Source organism: Mesorhizobium sp. M0207, from assembly GCF_040321995.1.
GTDB lineage: Bacteria > Pseudomonadota > Alphaproteobacteria > Rhizobiales > Rhizobiaceae > Mesorhizobium.
In genome coordinates this window covers 99619-114756 of the sequence record NZ_JAMYSQ010000010.1, presented here as the reverse complement: position 1 = coordinate 114756, position 15138 = coordinate 99619, and the positions used below count along the sequence as shown (strand labels likewise).

General features: G+C 61.6%; 17 protein-coding genes and 1 pseudogene. 8 read left to right on the top strand and 10 right to left on the bottom strand.

Annotated features, from left to right (window positions below):
* The first annotated feature begins 84 nt into the window (after positions 1–84).
* The 3 genes from carB (at position 85) to NKJ15_RS15870 (ending at position 5548) form a co-directional block, all read left to right on the top strand.
* Positions 85–3588, top strand: a complete 3504-nt coding sequence (gene carB / locus NKJ15_RS15880; RefSeq protein WP_352816149.1) for a carbamoyl-phosphate synthase large subunit — start codon at positions 85–87, stop codon at positions 3586–3588.
* A gap of 252 nt (positions 3589–3840) precedes the next feature.
* Entirely contained in the window at positions 3841–4920 is a 1080-nt protein-coding gene (locus NKJ15_RS15875) for a GmrSD restriction endonuclease domain-containing protein (protein WP_352816147.1), read from the top strand.
* Complete coding sequence (locus NKJ15_RS15870; protein ID WP_352816212.1) at positions 4901–5548, top strand: hypothetical protein; 648 nt, start codon at positions 4901–4903, stop codon at positions 5546–5548. The genes NKJ15_RS15875 and NKJ15_RS15870 overlap by 20 nt, the downstream gene beginning before the upstream one ends.
* 116 nt (positions 5549–5664) lie before the next feature.
* Here the strand turns inward: NKJ15_RS15870 and NKJ15_RS15865 are convergent.
* The 5 genes and pseudogenes from NKJ15_RS15865 to NKJ15_RS15845 form a co-directional block, all read right to left on the bottom strand.
* Positions 5665–5730: pseudogene (locus NKJ15_RS15865) on the bottom strand (RidA family protein); the annotation flags it as partial.
* A 107-nt stretch (positions 5731–5837) separates the two neighbouring features.
* Positions 5838–6299: a hypothetical protein gene (locus NKJ15_RS15860; protein ID WP_352816145.1), complete on the bottom strand. Its 462-nt coding sequence runs from the start codon at positions 6297–6299 to the stop codon at positions 5838–5840.
* Positions 6300–6689 (bottom strand): DUF6152 family protein, encoded by a 390-nt coding sequence (locus NKJ15_RS15855; RefSeq protein WP_352816143.1) that lies wholly within the window; start codon positions 6687–6689, stop codon positions 6300–6302.
* A 286-nt stretch (positions 6690–6975) separates the two neighbouring features.
* On the bottom strand, positions 6976–7464 hold the full coding sequence (locus NKJ15_RS15850) for a GNAT family N-acetyltransferase (protein WP_352816141.1): 489 nt from the start codon (positions 7462–7464) through the stop codon (positions 6976–6978).
* A complete protein-coding gene (locus tag NKJ15_RS15845; protein ID WP_352774805.1) occupies positions 7457–8233 on the bottom strand; it encodes a transglycosylase SLT domain-containing protein in 777 nt (258 codons plus the stop codon). The genes NKJ15_RS15850 and NKJ15_RS15845 overlap by 8 nt, the downstream gene beginning before the upstream one ends.
* Before the next feature lie 207 nt (positions 8234–8440).
* Here NKJ15_RS15845 and NKJ15_RS15840 point away from each other — a divergent pair, with 207 nt between their 5' ends.
* The gene (locus NKJ15_RS15840; protein WP_352541077.1) at positions 8441–9010 is read left to right on the top strand and encodes a methylated-DNA--[protein]-cysteine S-methyltransferase; all 570 of its coding nucleotides are present in this window, start codon (positions 8441–8443) and stop codon (positions 9008–9010) included.
* Between the two features lie 52 nt (positions 9011–9062).
* On the opposite strand, the gene NKJ15_RS15835 is transcribed toward NKJ15_RS15840, so the two are convergent.
* A complete protein-coding gene (locus tag NKJ15_RS15835; RefSeq protein WP_352772958.1) occupies positions 9063–9389 on the bottom strand; it encodes a hypothetical protein in 327 nt (108 codons plus the stop codon).
* Positions 9390–9688: 299 nt separating this feature from the next.
* Between NKJ15_RS15835 and NKJ15_RS15830 the strand changes: the two genes are divergently transcribed.
* The 3 genes from NKJ15_RS15830 to NKJ15_RS15820 all read left to right on the top strand — a co-directional run bounded on the left by NKJ15_RS15830 (position 9689) and on the right by NKJ15_RS15820 (position 10628).
* Positions 9689–9901 carry a cold-shock protein gene (locus tag NKJ15_RS15830; RefSeq protein ID WP_023678332.1) on the top strand — a complete coding sequence of 71 codons (213 nt, stop codon included), beginning with the start codon at positions 9689–9691 and terminating at the stop codon, positions 9899–9901.
* Between the two features lie 275 nt (positions 9902–10176).
* A complete protein-coding gene (locus NKJ15_RS15825) occupies positions 10177–10377 on the top strand; it encodes a hypothetical protein (protein ID WP_352475039.1) in 201 nt (66 codons plus the stop codon).
* Complete coding sequence (locus tag NKJ15_RS15820; RefSeq protein ID WP_352616729.1) at positions 10374–10628, top strand: type II toxin-antitoxin system RelE family toxin; 255 nt, start codon at positions 10374–10376, stop codon at positions 10626–10628. Before NKJ15_RS15825 ends, NKJ15_RS15820 begins: the two co-directional genes overlap by 4 nt.
* 79 nt (positions 10629–10707) lie before the next feature.
* Here NKJ15_RS15820 and NKJ15_RS15815 read toward each other — a convergent pair whose 3' ends face one another.
* The 3 genes from NKJ15_RS15815 to NKJ15_RS15805 all read right to left on the bottom strand — a co-directional run bounded on the left by NKJ15_RS15815 (position 10708) and on the right by NKJ15_RS15805 (position 13323).
* Positions 10708–11316 carry a glutathione S-transferase family protein gene (locus tag NKJ15_RS15815; protein WP_352646486.1) on the bottom strand — a complete coding sequence of 203 codons (609 nt, stop codon included), beginning with the start codon at positions 11314–11316 and terminating at the stop codon, positions 10708–10710.
* Positions 11317–11578: 262 nt separating this feature from the next.
* Entirely contained in the window at positions 11579–12433 is an 855-nt protein-coding gene (locus NKJ15_RS15810; RefSeq protein WP_352622192.1) for an EAL domain-containing protein, read from the bottom strand.
* Entirely contained in the window at positions 12430–13323 is an 894-nt protein-coding gene (locus tag NKJ15_RS15805) for an EAL domain-containing protein (protein WP_352816137.1), read from the bottom strand. Before NKJ15_RS15805 ends, NKJ15_RS15810 begins: the two co-directional genes overlap by 4 nt.
* Before the next feature lie 202 nt (positions 13324–13525).
* Between NKJ15_RS15805 and NKJ15_RS15800 the strand changes: the two genes are divergently transcribed.
* Entirely contained in the window at positions 13526–14728 is a 1203-nt protein-coding gene (locus NKJ15_RS15800; protein WP_352705346.1) for a pyridoxal phosphate-dependent aminotransferase, read from the top strand.
* A 6-nt stretch (positions 14729–14734) separates the two neighbouring features.
* Here the strand turns inward: NKJ15_RS15800 and NKJ15_RS15795 are convergent, their stop codons facing one another.
* Positions 14735–15130 carry a (R)-mandelonitrile lyase gene (locus tag NKJ15_RS15795; protein WP_352816135.1) on the bottom strand — a complete coding sequence of 132 codons (396 nt, stop codon included), beginning with the start codon at positions 15128–15130 and terminating at the stop codon, positions 14735–14737.
* Positions 15131–15138 lie beyond the last annotated feature (8 nt).

Sequence of the window (15138 nt, the reverse complement as noted above, 5' to 3'; positions counted from 1 at the left end):
CTGATACCAGAATCGCGCGCACAACCGGCCGGGTCATCCCGTCCGGCTTTTTGTGCAAGCCGCCCGCCGAAACGGACCCTCGACATGCCAAGACGCACCGACATCAAGTCGATCCTGATCATCGGGGCCGGCCCCATCGTCATCGGTCAGGCCTGCGAATTCGACTATTCCGGCACCCAGGCCTGCAAGGCGCTGAAGGAAGAGGGTTTTCGCGTTATCCTGGTCAATTCCAATCCGGCCACCATCATGACCGATCCGGAGCTGGCCGACGCCACGTACATCGAGCCGATCACGCCCGAAGTGGTGGCCAAGATCATCGCCAAGGAGCGGCCGGACGCGCTGCTGCCGACCATGGGCGGCCAGACCGCGCTCAACACCGCTTTGTCGCTGCGCCGCATGGGCGTGCTCGACCGCTATCAGGTCGAGATGATCGGCGCCGACGCCACCGCAATCGACAAGGCCGAGGACCGCGCGCTGTTTCGCGAGGCGATGAACAAGATCGGCCTGGAAACGCCGAAGTCGATGCTGGCCAACGCCACCGACGTCAAGAATGCCGACCGCAAGACGCACGAGGCCGAGCGCGCCGCGCTGAAGGCGGAAAAGCCCGAAAATCTCGACGCCGCGCTCGATGCTCTGGAAACGCGCTGGAACCTCGGTGAGGGCGACCGCAAGCAGCGCTATATCAGCCATGCCATGGCGATTGCAGCACAAGCGCTCGACCATGTCGGCCTGCCCGCCATTATCCGCCCCTCCTTCACCATGGGCGGCACCGGCGGCGGCATCGCCTACAACCGCGCCGAATTCTTCGAGATCGTCCAATCCGGCCTCGACGCCTCGCCGACCACCGAAGTGCTGATCGAGGAGAGCGTGCTCGGCTGGAAGGAGTATGAGATGGAGGTTGTCCGCGACAAAGCCGACAACTGCATCATCGTCTGCTCGATCGAGAACATCGACCCGATGGGCGTGCATACGGGCGACTCGATCACCGTCGCCCCAGCGCTCACGCTGACCGACAAGGAATACCAGATGATGCGCAACGCCTCGATCGCGGTGCTGCGCGAGATCGGCGTCGAGACCGGCGGCTCCAACGTGCAGTTCGCCGTCAACCCGGCCGACGGCCGCCTGGTGGTGATCGAGATGAACCCGCGCGTCTCGCGCTCGTCGGCGCTGGCCTCCAAGGCGACCGGTTTTCCGATCGCCAAGATCGCCGCCAAGCTCGCCGTCGGCTACACGCTGGACGAGCTCGAGAACGACATCACCGGCGGAGCAACGCCGGCCTCGTTCGAGCCGAGCATCGACTATGTCGTGACAAAAATCCCGCGCTTTGCCTTCGAGAAGTTTCCCGGCGCCGAGCCGGTGCTGACCACCTCGATGAAATCGGTCGGCGAGGTCATGGCCATCGGCCGCACCTTCCAGGAATCGCTGCAGAAGGCGCTGCGCGGGCTGGAGACCGGCCTGACCGGTCTGGACGAAATCGAGATCCCCGGCATCGGCCATGGGACGACAGCTGCCAGCCACGTCGACGACCGCAACGCCATCCGCGCCGCCTTGGGCACGCCGACGCCGGACCGGCTGCGCATGGTGGCGCAAGCGATCCGCATGGGCACCTCTCTGGAAGACGTGCACGCGATGTGCAAGATCGACCCGTGGTTCCTCGAACAGATCGCCGGCATTCTCGACATGGAGGCGCGCATCCGCGAGCACGGCATCCCCGAGGACGCCGCCAATCTGCGCATGCTGAAGGCGATGGGTTTCTCCGATGCCCGCCTAGCATCCCTGGTCAGGAAGGACGTCGAAGAGATCCAGAAGATTCGCGAAAAACTCGACGTTCATCCGGTTTACAAGCGCATCGACACCTGCGCCGCCGAGTTTGCTTCGCCCACCGCCTACATGTATTCGACCTATGAGGTCCCGTTCGCTGGCGCGCTGGCCAACGAGGCGCAGGTCTCATCCCGGAAAAAGGTCGTCATCCTCGGCGGCGGCCCCAACCGCATCGGTCAGGGCATCGAGTTCGACTATTGCTGCTGCCATGCCGCCTTTGCGCTGCGCGACGCCGGCTTCGAGGCGATCATGATCAACTGCAATCCCGAAACCGTCTCGACCGACTACGACACCTCCGACCGGCTCTATTTCGAGCCGCTGACGCCGGAGGACGTGCTGGAGATCCTGCGCGCCGAGCAGGCGTCGGGCGAACTGGTCGGCGTCATAGTCCAGTTCGGCGGCCAGACGCCGCTGAAACTGGCGGATGCGCTGGAGAAGGCCGGCATCCCGATCCTCGGCACCTCGCCCGACATGATCGATCTGGCCGAGGACCGCGACCGCTTCCAGAAGCTGCTGCACAAGCTCGGCCTCAGCCAGCCGAAGAACGGCATTGCCTATTCGGTCGAGCAGGCCCGCCTCGTCGCCGGCGAGCTCGGCTTCCCGCTGGTGGTGCGCCCGTCGTACGTGCTCGGCGGCCGCGCCATGCAGATCATCCACGACGAGAGCATGCTGCAATCCTATCTGCTCGACACCGTGCCCGGCCTGGTACCGGAGGACATCAAGCAGAAATACCCCAACGACAAGACCGGCCAGATCAACACGCTGCTCGGCAAGAACCCGCTTCTGTTCGATACCTATCTGTCGGGCGCCATCGAGGTCGATGTCGATTGTCTCTGCGACGGCAGGTCGACCTACGTCTCCGGCATATTGGAGCACATCGAGGAGGCCGGCATCCATTCCGGCGACTCGGCCTGCTCGCTGCCGGTGCATTCGCTGCCTTCCGAGCTGGTCGACGAGCTGGAGCGCCAGACGGCAGCGCTGGCCCGCGCGCTCAACGTCGGCGGGCTGATGAACGTACAGTACGCGATCAAGGACGGCACCGTCTATGTGCTGGAGGTCAACCCGCGGGCGTCACGCACCGTGCCCTTCGTCGCCAAGACGATCGGGCGGCCGATTGCGAAGATTGCCGCCCGCATCATGGCCGGCGAAAGCCTTGAAGACGCCTTCGCCCATTACGGCGCCATGCCCGACCCGCGCAATCCCGGCCACATCGCCGTCAAGGAAGCGGTATTCCCGTTCGCCCGCTTTCCCGGCGTCGACATATTGCTCGGCCCGGAAATGCGCTCGACCGGCGAGGTCATGGGCCTCGACCGCGACTTCGCGCTCGCCTTCGCCAAGAGCCAGTTAGGGGCGGGTGTCGATCTTCCCCGCGCGGGCACACTGTTCGTCTCGGTGCGCGACGAGGACAAGAAAGGCATCCTGCCGGCGGTCAAGCGTCTCGCCGGCCAGGGTTTCAAAGTGCTGGCCACCTCCGGCACCGCCCGCTTCCTCGCCGAAAACGGCGTCGCGGCCGAAAAGATAAACAAGGTGCTGGAAGGCCGCCCGCACATCGAGGACGCCATCCGCAACCGCCAGGTCCAGATCGTCTTCAACACCACGGACGGCCAGAAAGCGGTGTCGGACTCGAAGTCGCTGCGCCGCGCGACGCTGATGCAGAAGGTGCCGTATTACACGACGCTGTCGGGCGCTGCTGCGGTGGCCGAGGCGATTGCGGCGTTGAGGGCGGGCAGCCTCGAAGTGCGGCCGCTGCAGGAGTATTTTGCGTAGGCGATTAGCCAATCTCCCTCCTTGTGGGGGAGATGGCCGACAGGTCGGAGGGGGGCTAGACCAATCGCACCCGCTTCTCGACCGCCGGCTTCGCTTCACTGAAGAAGTATTTCGTCAAATGACCCCCGACTTTGGCAACCGCATGATATCGAGATAGAATATGAGTAAAAGTGCCATTGCCACGACCATTCATTGCCTATAAATGAATTTTAGTTCGGACATTGGAAAATATCTGGCGATTTGGATCTAACAATGCAGATACGATCGAATTCTTATAGTATCGCCGAAATAATCGATATGGTCGATCGGCGCGCACTGGTCGTAAATAGACAATATCAAAGGGGTTCCGGGCTTTGGCCAAACGGCCCCAGAAGTTATTTCATCGACACAATCTTAGAGGGATTTCCTTTCCCAAAGATATATTTCTATGAATATATTGACCGGAAAGAAGGGCAGATTCGAAGGGAGGTCGTTGATGGTCAGCAAAGAGTGTTTACAATAATCGATTTTTGCAAGAATGAATTTGCAATTTCCGGCGACAGTCAGTTTGCTGGGTTGAGATTTGCTGATCTAGACGATGACATAAAAGGTTCGTTTCTCGCTTACCCTGTTTCAGCCGACGTTATCGGCAACGCAACGCAAGCGGAAATTCTTCAGATGTTCCGGAGAATGAACGCATATACACTTCCGCTAAATGAAGCCGAGAAAAGGCACTCAAGTCACTTTGGCGAATTTAAGTGGTTTATCAATGAGATGGCGGACCATCTGGACTCATTTTTTGTGGAATATGGCGTTTTTACCAGTAGACAGATTGTCAGAATGGCCGACGCAGAATTTCTTGCGGAAGTGTCACTGGCCATGGAGTCCGGGCTTGTAAGCACCTCTCCTTCCCAGCTCAATAAACTATATTACAAGTACGATGCCACTTTCGCGGAAAAACAAGAATTTCAAGAGAAAATAAGCTCGTCGTTTGACTACATTACAAGCAATTTTTCGAATTTAAGAAACACGTTCTTGATGAAACCCTACGCGCTTCAGACCTTGATATTGGCTCTGATATTCAATCGGTATGGCATTCCGGCAATTGCCAGTCAGGTTCAGGCCGAAAGCGCAGGGGTTTTCTCGACCGATCCCGGCCGAAGTGCAGTCGAACTCCAAGCCCTCGCGGAAGCTCATGAAGGAAAAGAGCTGGATGGCCCATATTCTGAATACGTGTGGGGAGCTTCAGGTGGAACAAATCGAGCCCCGCGTAGAGCTGTTCGTTTCAAATATGTTCTGTCCGCTCTTGGCTCTCACGTAGGCGATTTGTTGGATGGCAGCCTCGCTCGTTGAGGTAAATGCAAGATTTTCGAACAGGGTGACGCGACTCTCAACCGCATTCACGTCTTTCGAAATCGTAAGGGGTGGGCGCAACATCTATGAACGTTGGGCGGCACAGGAAGGATTCTTGTCGTCACTTTGGCAGGCGTGGTGTAGCTTTTGTCGCGAAACTATCATTTTGTCATGCCGCGGTACGACCACGCAGGCAGGAATTAACACTACCTGCCCGTTTAGTCACCACACCGAAGCAGAGATACTTTTTATAGCCAAATGTTTGGCGAACAACTCTATGCCAAATCACATTCGCGCCATCCCCGGAATGTATGCTGAACCGACTTGGGGAGACGTAACAAAAATACCAAAAATCTTGCTGGGCCTGGCGCCTTCCAACGTGAATACTATGGCGACAGCATTCAGCGCTATTACGCTTGCGGTAGACCTCCAAATTGTAAGGAATACATGCTCTCATCTTAATAGAGAAAATATTTCTTCCATTAATGCGATAAAAGTTAAATACGATAACAATAAATTTAAGCATCCATCAGACGCTATGTTTTGGATCGATCCTGTAACGCATAATTTTGCTTGGCAGTCTTGGATATTGGAATTTCGAGTCGCAGCCAATGAAGCAATTAAGTAGGAAGAAGGCATAGAAGGGTGCACCGAGAGATGCTCCGATCGTATCCATCTCAACTTCAACTCCATCGGCCAGGACGCCACTGGCACGAAGCTGGGCGCCGGCGCGTTCGTCGAGAAGTACTTCGCGTAGACGCGGTTGACGGTGTTGTAGAAGCCGGAATTGACGGTGTAGATGCGCACCATCATCAAGTTGTTGAGCGAGGCGCCCGGCGCTTTCAGGCAATGTTTCAGCGCTTCAGCGATGCCTCCGTCTGCGTTTCGACGTTGCTACGCACCGTCTCGCCAGTCCCTTAGAGAAATCCAATAAACCGTCCCGCGAAAAGCACGGCCGTCCACAGCATCAGCGAGAGCACAGCCAGCATGGTCGCGGCCCCATCGACCGGCTCCTCACCGCCTTTTGCGCGCCGCATGAAGGCGAGGAAGTTGGCGCCGGCAAGCAGGATGAGCCCCATCTTGGCGAGGAAGATTGGCATCGCCGCATACTCGCTCGCCCTGACTGAAAAGAGCAGCGACCCCGTGACAAGCGCACCGCCGAACGCGGCAAATGCGGTACGGCGCAGCAGCGCGATGAACGGCGCCTGCGGCAGCGAGCGGAAGGCGCCGAGGATCCTGAGATCCATGAGCCAGACGCTGGTCAGCAGCGCGCCGATCGACATGATGTGGAGCGCATTGACGATGGGGTAGGCGACGAAGGAGGCCTTCAGTCCCCGCACCAAAGCGAGTTGCTCGATGCCGGCGAAAAACCCGTCCATTCAGGCCGGCGGCACGCGGTCAGGATAGACGTCATAGGTTTTGCCGCCGACGATGACGCGCACTGCCTTCATGCGTTTTTCGTTTTCGTCGCGCGAGCGGTTGCCGATCGCGGTCACCTCGTCGCCGATCTTGGCGACCTCCTCGGTAAAGCCGGCGGCGATCGTGCGGGACGGCGTCGCCATCTCCACCCGCCAGGCCTCTCCCTCGGCATCGACGTCCAGCGTGGCGTGCGGATTGCCGATGCCGATATAGATGGCCGTGATCTTGCCCTTGAGTTCGAAAAATCCGTCCTGCGTCCACGACCAGCCGTGATGGGCATAGGCTGCGGTGGCGGCGGCAAGGATCACCGCCGCTGCCAGCATGACGCTTCGGTTGAAAGGTGACTGCATCGCTCGTCTCCTCGGTTCGGCATTAGAGGGTAGGTCAGCGCGCGGCAGCGTCAAATCACATGAGGTGTGCGCTGCCCCTCATTGCCCTGCCGGGCATTTCTCCCCGTATAGTGACGGGGAGAAAGGTGCCTTCGCCAAGGATTTCGCCAATCTCCAGAGTTGAAGAAAGGGAGCTGAGTTTGCCGCCAGCCCCCTTCTCCCCGTCCCTCTACGGGGAGAAGATGCCGGCAGGCAGATGAGGGGCGGCGCCGACTTCTACGATCGAGCGCCCGCTTGCCCCGACCCCTCACGCCGCCCAGTCGACTTCGGACATCCCCAGCCGTTCGTAGAGCCGGACCGCGGCGGCGTTCTCGACAGTGTTGGTCTTGAGATCGACATGCGCAGCACCCCTTGCCTGAAACACGGCGAAAGCGTGCCGCATCAGCGCCTCGGCGATGCCCTTGCCGCGCGCCTCGGGATGCACGGCAAGGTCTTTGACGAACGCCCGTGTCCAGCAGAGCGCCGCGCCCGTCAGCCGGCCCTTGCCGTCGATGACCAGGAAACACAAAGCTGGGTCGAATTCCGCGTCGGCCGAAATGCGCGGCCACCATTCGTCGAACGGCCCGTCGGCGCCGTCGTCGAACACCGCGGTCAACAGCGTATGCAAAGCGAGTGCATCGGCGGCTTCGAAGGCGCGCATGAAAAAACCTTCGGGCCAGCGCGGCGCCAGAAGCGTGTCGTCGAGGATCTTGCGCAGGCGGATGTCGTTTGGCGCCGGCGGACCCGGCTCAGGCATCGGGCTGCATGCGGCGGCGCAGGCTGTCGCTGCCGAGGCCGGTTTCGCCCAGCATCCCCTTGCGCTTGGCGTCGTAATAATAGCCGCTCTGGTAGAGCCGGTCGGCCCGCTTGGGGTTGCCTCCGCTGACCAGCCAGGCGCCGCGCAGATATTTCACCGCATATTTCAAATTGGTCTCGGCATCGAACAGGCCGCTTGCCGGCCCGTCATAGCCCATGCCGCGCGCCGTCGCGTGCTTGATCTGCATCAGCCCCCAATGGCCGTGATTGTAGGCTTTCGGGTTGAACGTGCTCTCGCGGTTGACGACATGGCGCACCAGATCGACCGGCACCTGGTAAAGCGCGGAATATTTCTCGATCAGTCGCTCGATCTCGCTGCGGCCGCCGGCGTTCGACTGACGCTCGGTGGGGTCGGTCGCGGCCAGAACGGCCGGGTCCTGCGGCAGCGTGTAGGAAACCGGCTGAACGCCGGGCATGGCCTCGGTCTGTTGGCTGACCGGCATGGCGACGGCTGGCGTCGCGGTAACAGGCAGGGCATTGGCGGTCATGACGGCGGGGGTAGTTGCCGCCAGCGGCGTCGGCCCGGCAAAGGCGGCGGCCGGCTCGATCGGCAGCGCCGCTGTCTGGGCGACGCCGGACGGCTCCGGCAGCACCGAAACCGTGTCAGGCAGCGCCAGCGTAAAGCCGGCATCGGTATTGGCCGTATTTTCGGTGAAGGCCGGCGTCGGGGTCACCGGCGAAGTCGAGGTGCAACCGCTGAGAGCGGCCACGGCCAACACCGCCGCAAGGACGGGAAAGAGGAATTTTGCTGGCAAGCGGCGCTCGGGTCCGGTTCGTCGGGTGTTAAGAAGTCCTTACACCAGCATCTTTCCTCGGGCAATCCGCGGTAGCCGGTGGTTTTCGGGTGGCGAGCCGGGCCGCGAAATGCGATATTGTTCTGGATTTGTACTTCGAAGGATTCCGGAAAGGAGCACGCCATGCACGCCTCTCATGCCACCGCCGGCCACGCGGTCTTCGAAACCGTGCTCGGCTTCATGGGCATCGCCTGGAGCGATGCCGGACTGACCCGGCTCTGCCTGCCGCAGCGCAATCGCGACGCGGTCGAGCGCCGGCTGCTGCGCCATGCCGCCGCCGACCAGCCTGCGAAGCCCGAGCCGCAATGGGTTGCCGAGCTGATCGCGTCGATCAAGGCCTATGCCGCCGGCGAGGATATAGATTTCTCCAACGTGCCGGTCGATCTCAGCGGCGTCGACGAGTTCCGCCTGGCGATCTATGACGCGGCACGAAAACTCGCCTTCGGCGAAACCACCACCTATGGCGAACTGGCCAAACGCGCCGGCCATGCCGGGCTGGCGCGTGAGACGGGCGCCGCACTCGGCGCCAACCCGGTGCCGCTGGTCATCCCCTGTCACCGCATCCTTGCCGCCGGCGGCAAGATCGGCGGATTTTCCGCGGCCGGCGGCTCGGCCACCAAAGAAAAGATGCTGGCAATGGAAGGCGTACGCGTCGGCCCGCCGCCCCCGGCGCAGGTGTCGTTCGGGTTTTAGTGGTGCTGATATTCAGGCGAGGCCGGCACCCGGCGCACCATTTCGTCCCACTCTAATCCGGAAGCAGGCGCCGGCGAAAACGCCGGTCGATCTCCACCCGCTTGCATTTGTAGACGGTGCAGGAATTCGTGTCGGCGCTCGGCACCGAGGCCCGCGCCCTGACCTCGCCGATGTCGCAGAATTGCTGGCTCCGCACGTAGCGGTCGTAGAGCGCCAGCCCCGGCACGCGCGCCGATCTGTAACGCAGGATGACCGCGCCCTCGCGCGCGATCGTCGCCTGCACCTTGCCGCAGCTCATGCGGGTCGGGTCGTAGCGCGAGCCCGCCTGCGCCTCGGCGGCCACCAGCGTCAGGCAAGCGGCAAGCAGAACGATTTTCATGTCCCTCTCCCCAAAACCCGGTCGCGCCCGAAGCCGGCGCGATCCTCCCGGGTCAGGCGCGCAACGACGACGCTCTCACGCGATTGGGGCGGCCGTTGGGCAGCGTTGCCGTCGCGCCATTTTCCGCCCCGTCTTGTTTTTTGCGCGAAGGCATATTATATGCGGTCCATTGATATTTCGGCCGATCGATCCGGGCCTCGCGATCTTCGCGTTTGCTGACGTTCTATCTCCAAAATCTCGATACAAACCGGCTGGGTTTCGGCCCAGTCAAACTAAAGCAAACGTAAAGGACTATCGAAATGGCAACAGGTACGGTCAAGTGGTTTAATTCCACCAAGGGTTTCGGCTTCATTCAGCCTGACAGCGGCGGCGCGGACGTTTTCGTCCACATCTCCGCAGTCGAGCGTGCTGGACTGTCGACCCTGGTTGAAGGCCAGAAGATCAACTTCGAGATCGAGCAGGACCGCCGCACTGGCAAGTCGTCCGCTGGATCTCTGAGCAAGGCAGCCTGATTTTGCGAATGGCGCGCGCCGGGCGATAGCCCGGGGCGCGCGGCAAGTCACGGATGTACTGGCGGTCGCGCGAGAAGCGCGCCGGAGCGAAAGACCCGACAAGCCGAAGCAGCAGATTGCTGCCGGCCCGGCCAAAACGCTCCCGATCAGGCTACCAAGCATGGGAAGGCGGGATTTTGTCCCGCCTTTTTGCTGTCTGGATTCCAGTGAACCGCTGCCTTGGGCCTATAGTCCCACTTTGTGGTGTTTTTGGCCCAATGTGGTACTATTGATTCATGAGCAAGCTTGAACAGATTGAGAAATCCGTTGCCGAACTAAGCCCCGAAGAGCTGAGAGCGTTTGCCGCATGGTTCGAGGCGCTGCAGGCCGACATGTGGGACCGGCAGATCGAAGCCGACGCCAAGGGCGGCAGGCTGGACAAGCTTGCCGAGCAGGCCTTGGCTGATCATCGCGCCGGCCGGACCCGGCCTCTGTGAATCATTTTGCTACTCCCTCGTTTTGGGAGGCCTACGCAAAACTGCCCTCGTTAATCAGAGCAAAGGCGAACAGACGTTTCGCCAAACTGAATTCTGACCCGTTCCACCCGTCGTTGCATTTCAAACAGGTCGGGCGCTACTGGTCGGCGCGGGTTGATATCAACTACCGCGCCGTGGCTGTTCGCGACCACGATGACGTGGTCTGGTTCTGGATAGGCACCCATTCCGAATATGATCGCCTGCTGAAATAGCCGCGCGACCATTCACGTCATCGGCCGAGGGCCGCAAGCCCGACCTCCGGAGCGAGCCGCGAAGCGCCGAGAAGCGTGACTAAGGCAGCCACTCCAGCGGCACGTGCCCCGGATCGGCCTCGACCCTTTTCAGCCAGGCGGCAACCGCCGGATAGGCGTCGAGCTGAAACCCGCCCGTCTCGGCCGTGTGCGTATAGGCATAGAGCGCGATGTCGGCGACGCTGAGCGCATTGCCGGCGAAGAAGCTGCTCCCGGCCAGGTGCTTGTCCATGACGCCGAGCGCCTTGTTGCCGCGCTCCAGCGTCAGGGCCAGCCGCTCCGGCGTCGCATCCTTGGCTCTTTCAGGGAAGGTCAGCAGCGCCCTGCGCACGGCGATATAAGGCTCATGGCTGTATTGCTCGAAGAACAGCCACTGATAGGCCAGCGCGCGTTCGTATCTGTCCGCCGGCAGAAACCGCGTGCCTTCGGCGAGATAGAGCAGGATGGCATTGGATTCGGCCAGCCGGCGGCCGTCGTCGAGTTCGAGCAGCGGCACCATGGCGTTCGGGTTTTTCGCGACATAGTCGGGCTTGCGCGTGTCGCCGGTGTGCGAGCTGACCTCGACATTGGTGAAAGCGATGCCGAGCTTGGCCATCAACAGGCGCGGCTTGTAGCAATTGCCGCTGTCGATCATTCCATAGAGTATCATCGGTGCTCCCCCTTGCTCGCAACCACCCGTCTCAGGGCTTGATCCAGCCTCTATCGCGGCAGCGGCGGCTTCATCCAGTGATTTGTTTTGGCGTAACCATCAGCGCCGCTGATGCATTTCAGGATATATCGAGATTCAAGTCAGGCCGAGCCGAGAAGGGTGGGTTCCGAGAACCGGAGCGGAGCGTACTTTGGGTACGTGAGCACCGGAAGCGCAGGAAACCGCCGTTCGCAGGCCGGCATCACTTGAATCTCGACATATCCTAGCCGAATAGGGGGATGACGTTGTTGTCCCTGCCAAGCAGCCTGTCGATCGACAGCGGCTCCTCGTCGAACAGCGTACCGGCCAGCGCCGGCCGGGCAAGGTAAAAGCCCTGCAGCAGGTCGACGCCGCCATCCAGCGCGACGCGCAGATGCGTGGCGTTCTCGACGCCTTCGACCAGCACCTTGGCGCCACGGTCGTGCAGCGTCGAAACTAGCGGCCGGAAAAACCGCTCGGCGGCGGCATGGCGGCAGAATTCTGCGAACCAGGTGCCGTCGATCTTGACGATGTCGGGCTGCACCAGTGCTACCCTTTCTTCGGTCGAATGCCCGGTGCCGAAATCGTCGATGGCGATGCGGACGCCGTCGCGCCGCATCTCGCGCGCCAGGCTGACAAGCACCTTGTCGCCGGCCGCCTGCTCGGTAATCTCGCAGACCAGCATGCCGGGATGCAGGCCGAAATCCGTCAGATGCCTGGTCATCAGCCTGATTTCGGCCAGCGCCCGTGCGGGGTCATCGTTGATCAGCGGATTGTAGTTGAAGAAGAGGTCGAGCCCGTCGACGCCGATGTTGCGGAAGTTGCGCAAATGCAGCACCCGGCACATGGTTTCGACAAACAGCCGATCCGCTGCCGGCACACCTTCGAAGAAGATTTGCGGCGCCACCGGCCTGCCTGCACGGTGCGGCTCGATCAGTCCCTCGACCGCGACGGCGGCGAGAAACCTGCCGCGCGGCGCGAAGACCGGCTGGTAGGCGCTCCTCAGCCGGAATGCGCCGTAGACGCCATATTCGATGCCGACCTCGTCGGCAAAGATCGCTTCGCCGACCTTGCGCCGCATGTCGGCCCGCCCGGTCACGATGCCACCCTGCGGCCAAAGGCCCGCATCGGCCGCCGCGATGGCGAAACGGCCGCGGGAACTTTGTCCTTATCGGGCGACACCGCTGATGCCTGCCCGGCCTTGTCGAAGACGTGAAAGCTGGTCGGTGCAAGCTCCGGGCGTGCCAGCACGAAGCCTTGCACCATCGAGGCGCCCGACTTTTCAGCGAGCTCGAGCTGCCAGCCCGTCTCGATGCCCTCGAATACCGTACGGATGCCTTGCTCTTCGAAGCTGGTCACCATAGCGGTCAGCAAGGCGAAGCCGGCACCGGACTCCATCAGCGTCATGATCCAGTCGGCGTCGAACTTGACGATGTCTGGCCTGAGTTCCTTGATGCGATTGATGTCGGATTCGTCGGCGCCGTAATCGTCGACGGCAATGCGCAAACCATTGCCCCTGAGCGCCTCGACGAAATTGTAGAGCGTTTCCTGCGACGCCGATTTCTGTTCGGTGACCTCGCAGACGACGCGGCGCGGATCGATGTCGGCCTCGTGCAGCACCAGCCGCATTTCGCGCAGCGCCTTGTCGGCGATGCTGCGGTCGGTGAACACCGATGGATCGAAATTAATGAAGATGGAGGCGTCTCGCGGCAGGCAGGCGCCGGCGTTCAGAAGGTGTAGCGTCCGTGTCAGCGCCTCGATATGCAGGCGGTCGACCGCCGGACAACTGTTGAAGAAACTCATTGGCGGCTGCGGCTCGCCTTCGCGGAACGGCCGGATCAGCCCCTCGAACGCGACGACGGAAAGCTTGCCCTTGTTGAAGGCGAAGATCGGCTGGAACGCGCTTTGCAGCGTATAGACCCCCCAGACACCGCTGGCGGTGCCGTCATCATGGCGGATGATATGGGCAAGCCCGATGCTGCGTGTCACGGTTCCTCGCTATGCGAGACTGGCGGACCGGCTACGGTCCTGCCGTTCAAGCTTTTACCGATCGTTGATGAATTTATTGTTGCCAGCATTGCGCGCTGGCTCATTCGACAATGCCTGCGCTGGGCTTGCGCTTGACCAGATGATGCGACATGAGAGGCGCCGCAGCGCCTTCGCCCGCCGGTCCTTTCTGGAGATATCTGTCATGGCCTTTCTTGCCGACGTCCTTTCCCGCGTAAAGCCTTCCGCGACCATCGCGGTGACGCAGAAGGCGCGCGAGCTGAAAAACGCCGGCCGCGACGTGATCGGGCTGGGCGCCGGCGAACCGGACTTCGACACCCCCGACAACATCAAGAACGCCGCGATCGAGGCCATCCGCCGAGGCGAGACGAAGTATCCGCCGGTATCCGGCATCGTGCCGCTGCGCGATGCGATCGCGAAAAAATTCAAGCGCGAGAACAATCTCGACTACCGGCCGGAGCAGACCATCGTCGGCACCGGCGGCAAGCAGATCCTGTTCAACGCCTTCATGGCGACGCTGAACCCCGGCGACGAAGTGATCATCCCGCGGCCCTACTGGGTCAGTTATCCCGAAATGGTGGCGATCTGCGGCGGCACCTCGGCCTTTGCCGACACCTCCATCGACAACGGCTTCAAGCTGACGGCGGCCGTGCTGGAAAAGGCGATCACGCCGCGCACCAAATGGCTGTTGATGAACTCGCCGTCCAACCCTTCGGGCGCAGCCTACACCGAAGCGGAACTCAAGAGCCTGGCCGACGTGCTGTTGAAGCATCCCCATGTCTGGGTGCTGACCGACGACATGTACGAGCACCTGACCTATGGCGACTTCGTCTTCAAGACCATCGCCGAGGTCGAGCCTAAGCTCTATGAGCGCACGCTGACGATGAACGGCGTGTCGAAGGCCTATGCCATGACCGGCTGGCGCATCGGCTACGCGGCAGGCCCGGTGCCGCTGATCAAGGCGATGGACATGATCCAGGGCCAGCAGACCTCCGGCGCCTGCACCATCGCCCAATGGGCGGCGGTCGAAGCGCTGAACGGCCCGCAGGATTTCATCCCGAAGAACAAGGCGATCTTCCAGGGCCGGCGCGATCTCGTCGTCTCGATGCTCAACCAGGCGCGCGGCATCACCTGCCCATCGCCGGAGGGTGCGTTCTACGTCTATCCCTCCTGTGCCCAGCTGATCGGCAGGAAGACCAAGAGCGGCAAGGTGATCGACAGCGACGAAACCTTCTGTTCGGAACTGCTCGAGGCCGAGGGCGTGGCGGTTGTTTTCGGCTCGGCCTTTGGCCTCGGCCCGAACTTCCGCATCTCCTACGCCACGTCGGAGGCTCTGCTCGAAGAGGCCTGCACCCGCATCCAGCGCTTTACCGCCGCGCTGGTCTGAGACGTTTCAGCCGCCATACTGCTCGTCGTTCACCTTCTCCAGCCAATCGACATGCACACCCTCGATCGCCTCCTGCATGGCGATGTGGGTCATCGCCGATTTGGGCGCGGCGCCGTGCCAGTGCTTTTCGCCGGCCGCAAAGGAGATGACGTCGCCGGCCCTGATCTCCTGCAGCGGCCCGCCCCAGCTTTGCACGAGACCGGCACCGGATGTGACATAGAGCGTCTGGCCGAGCGGATGCGTGTGCCAGTGGGTGCGGGCGCCGGGCTCGAAGCTGACCAGCGTGGCTCTGAGCCGCGCCGGCGCCTCTTTCTCGATGATCGGCGTCTGCAAAACCCGGCCAGTGAAGTATTTTTCCGGCGCAACAATCGTCGGCACGCTGCCGCAGGCAATAATCTTCATCGTCGCAA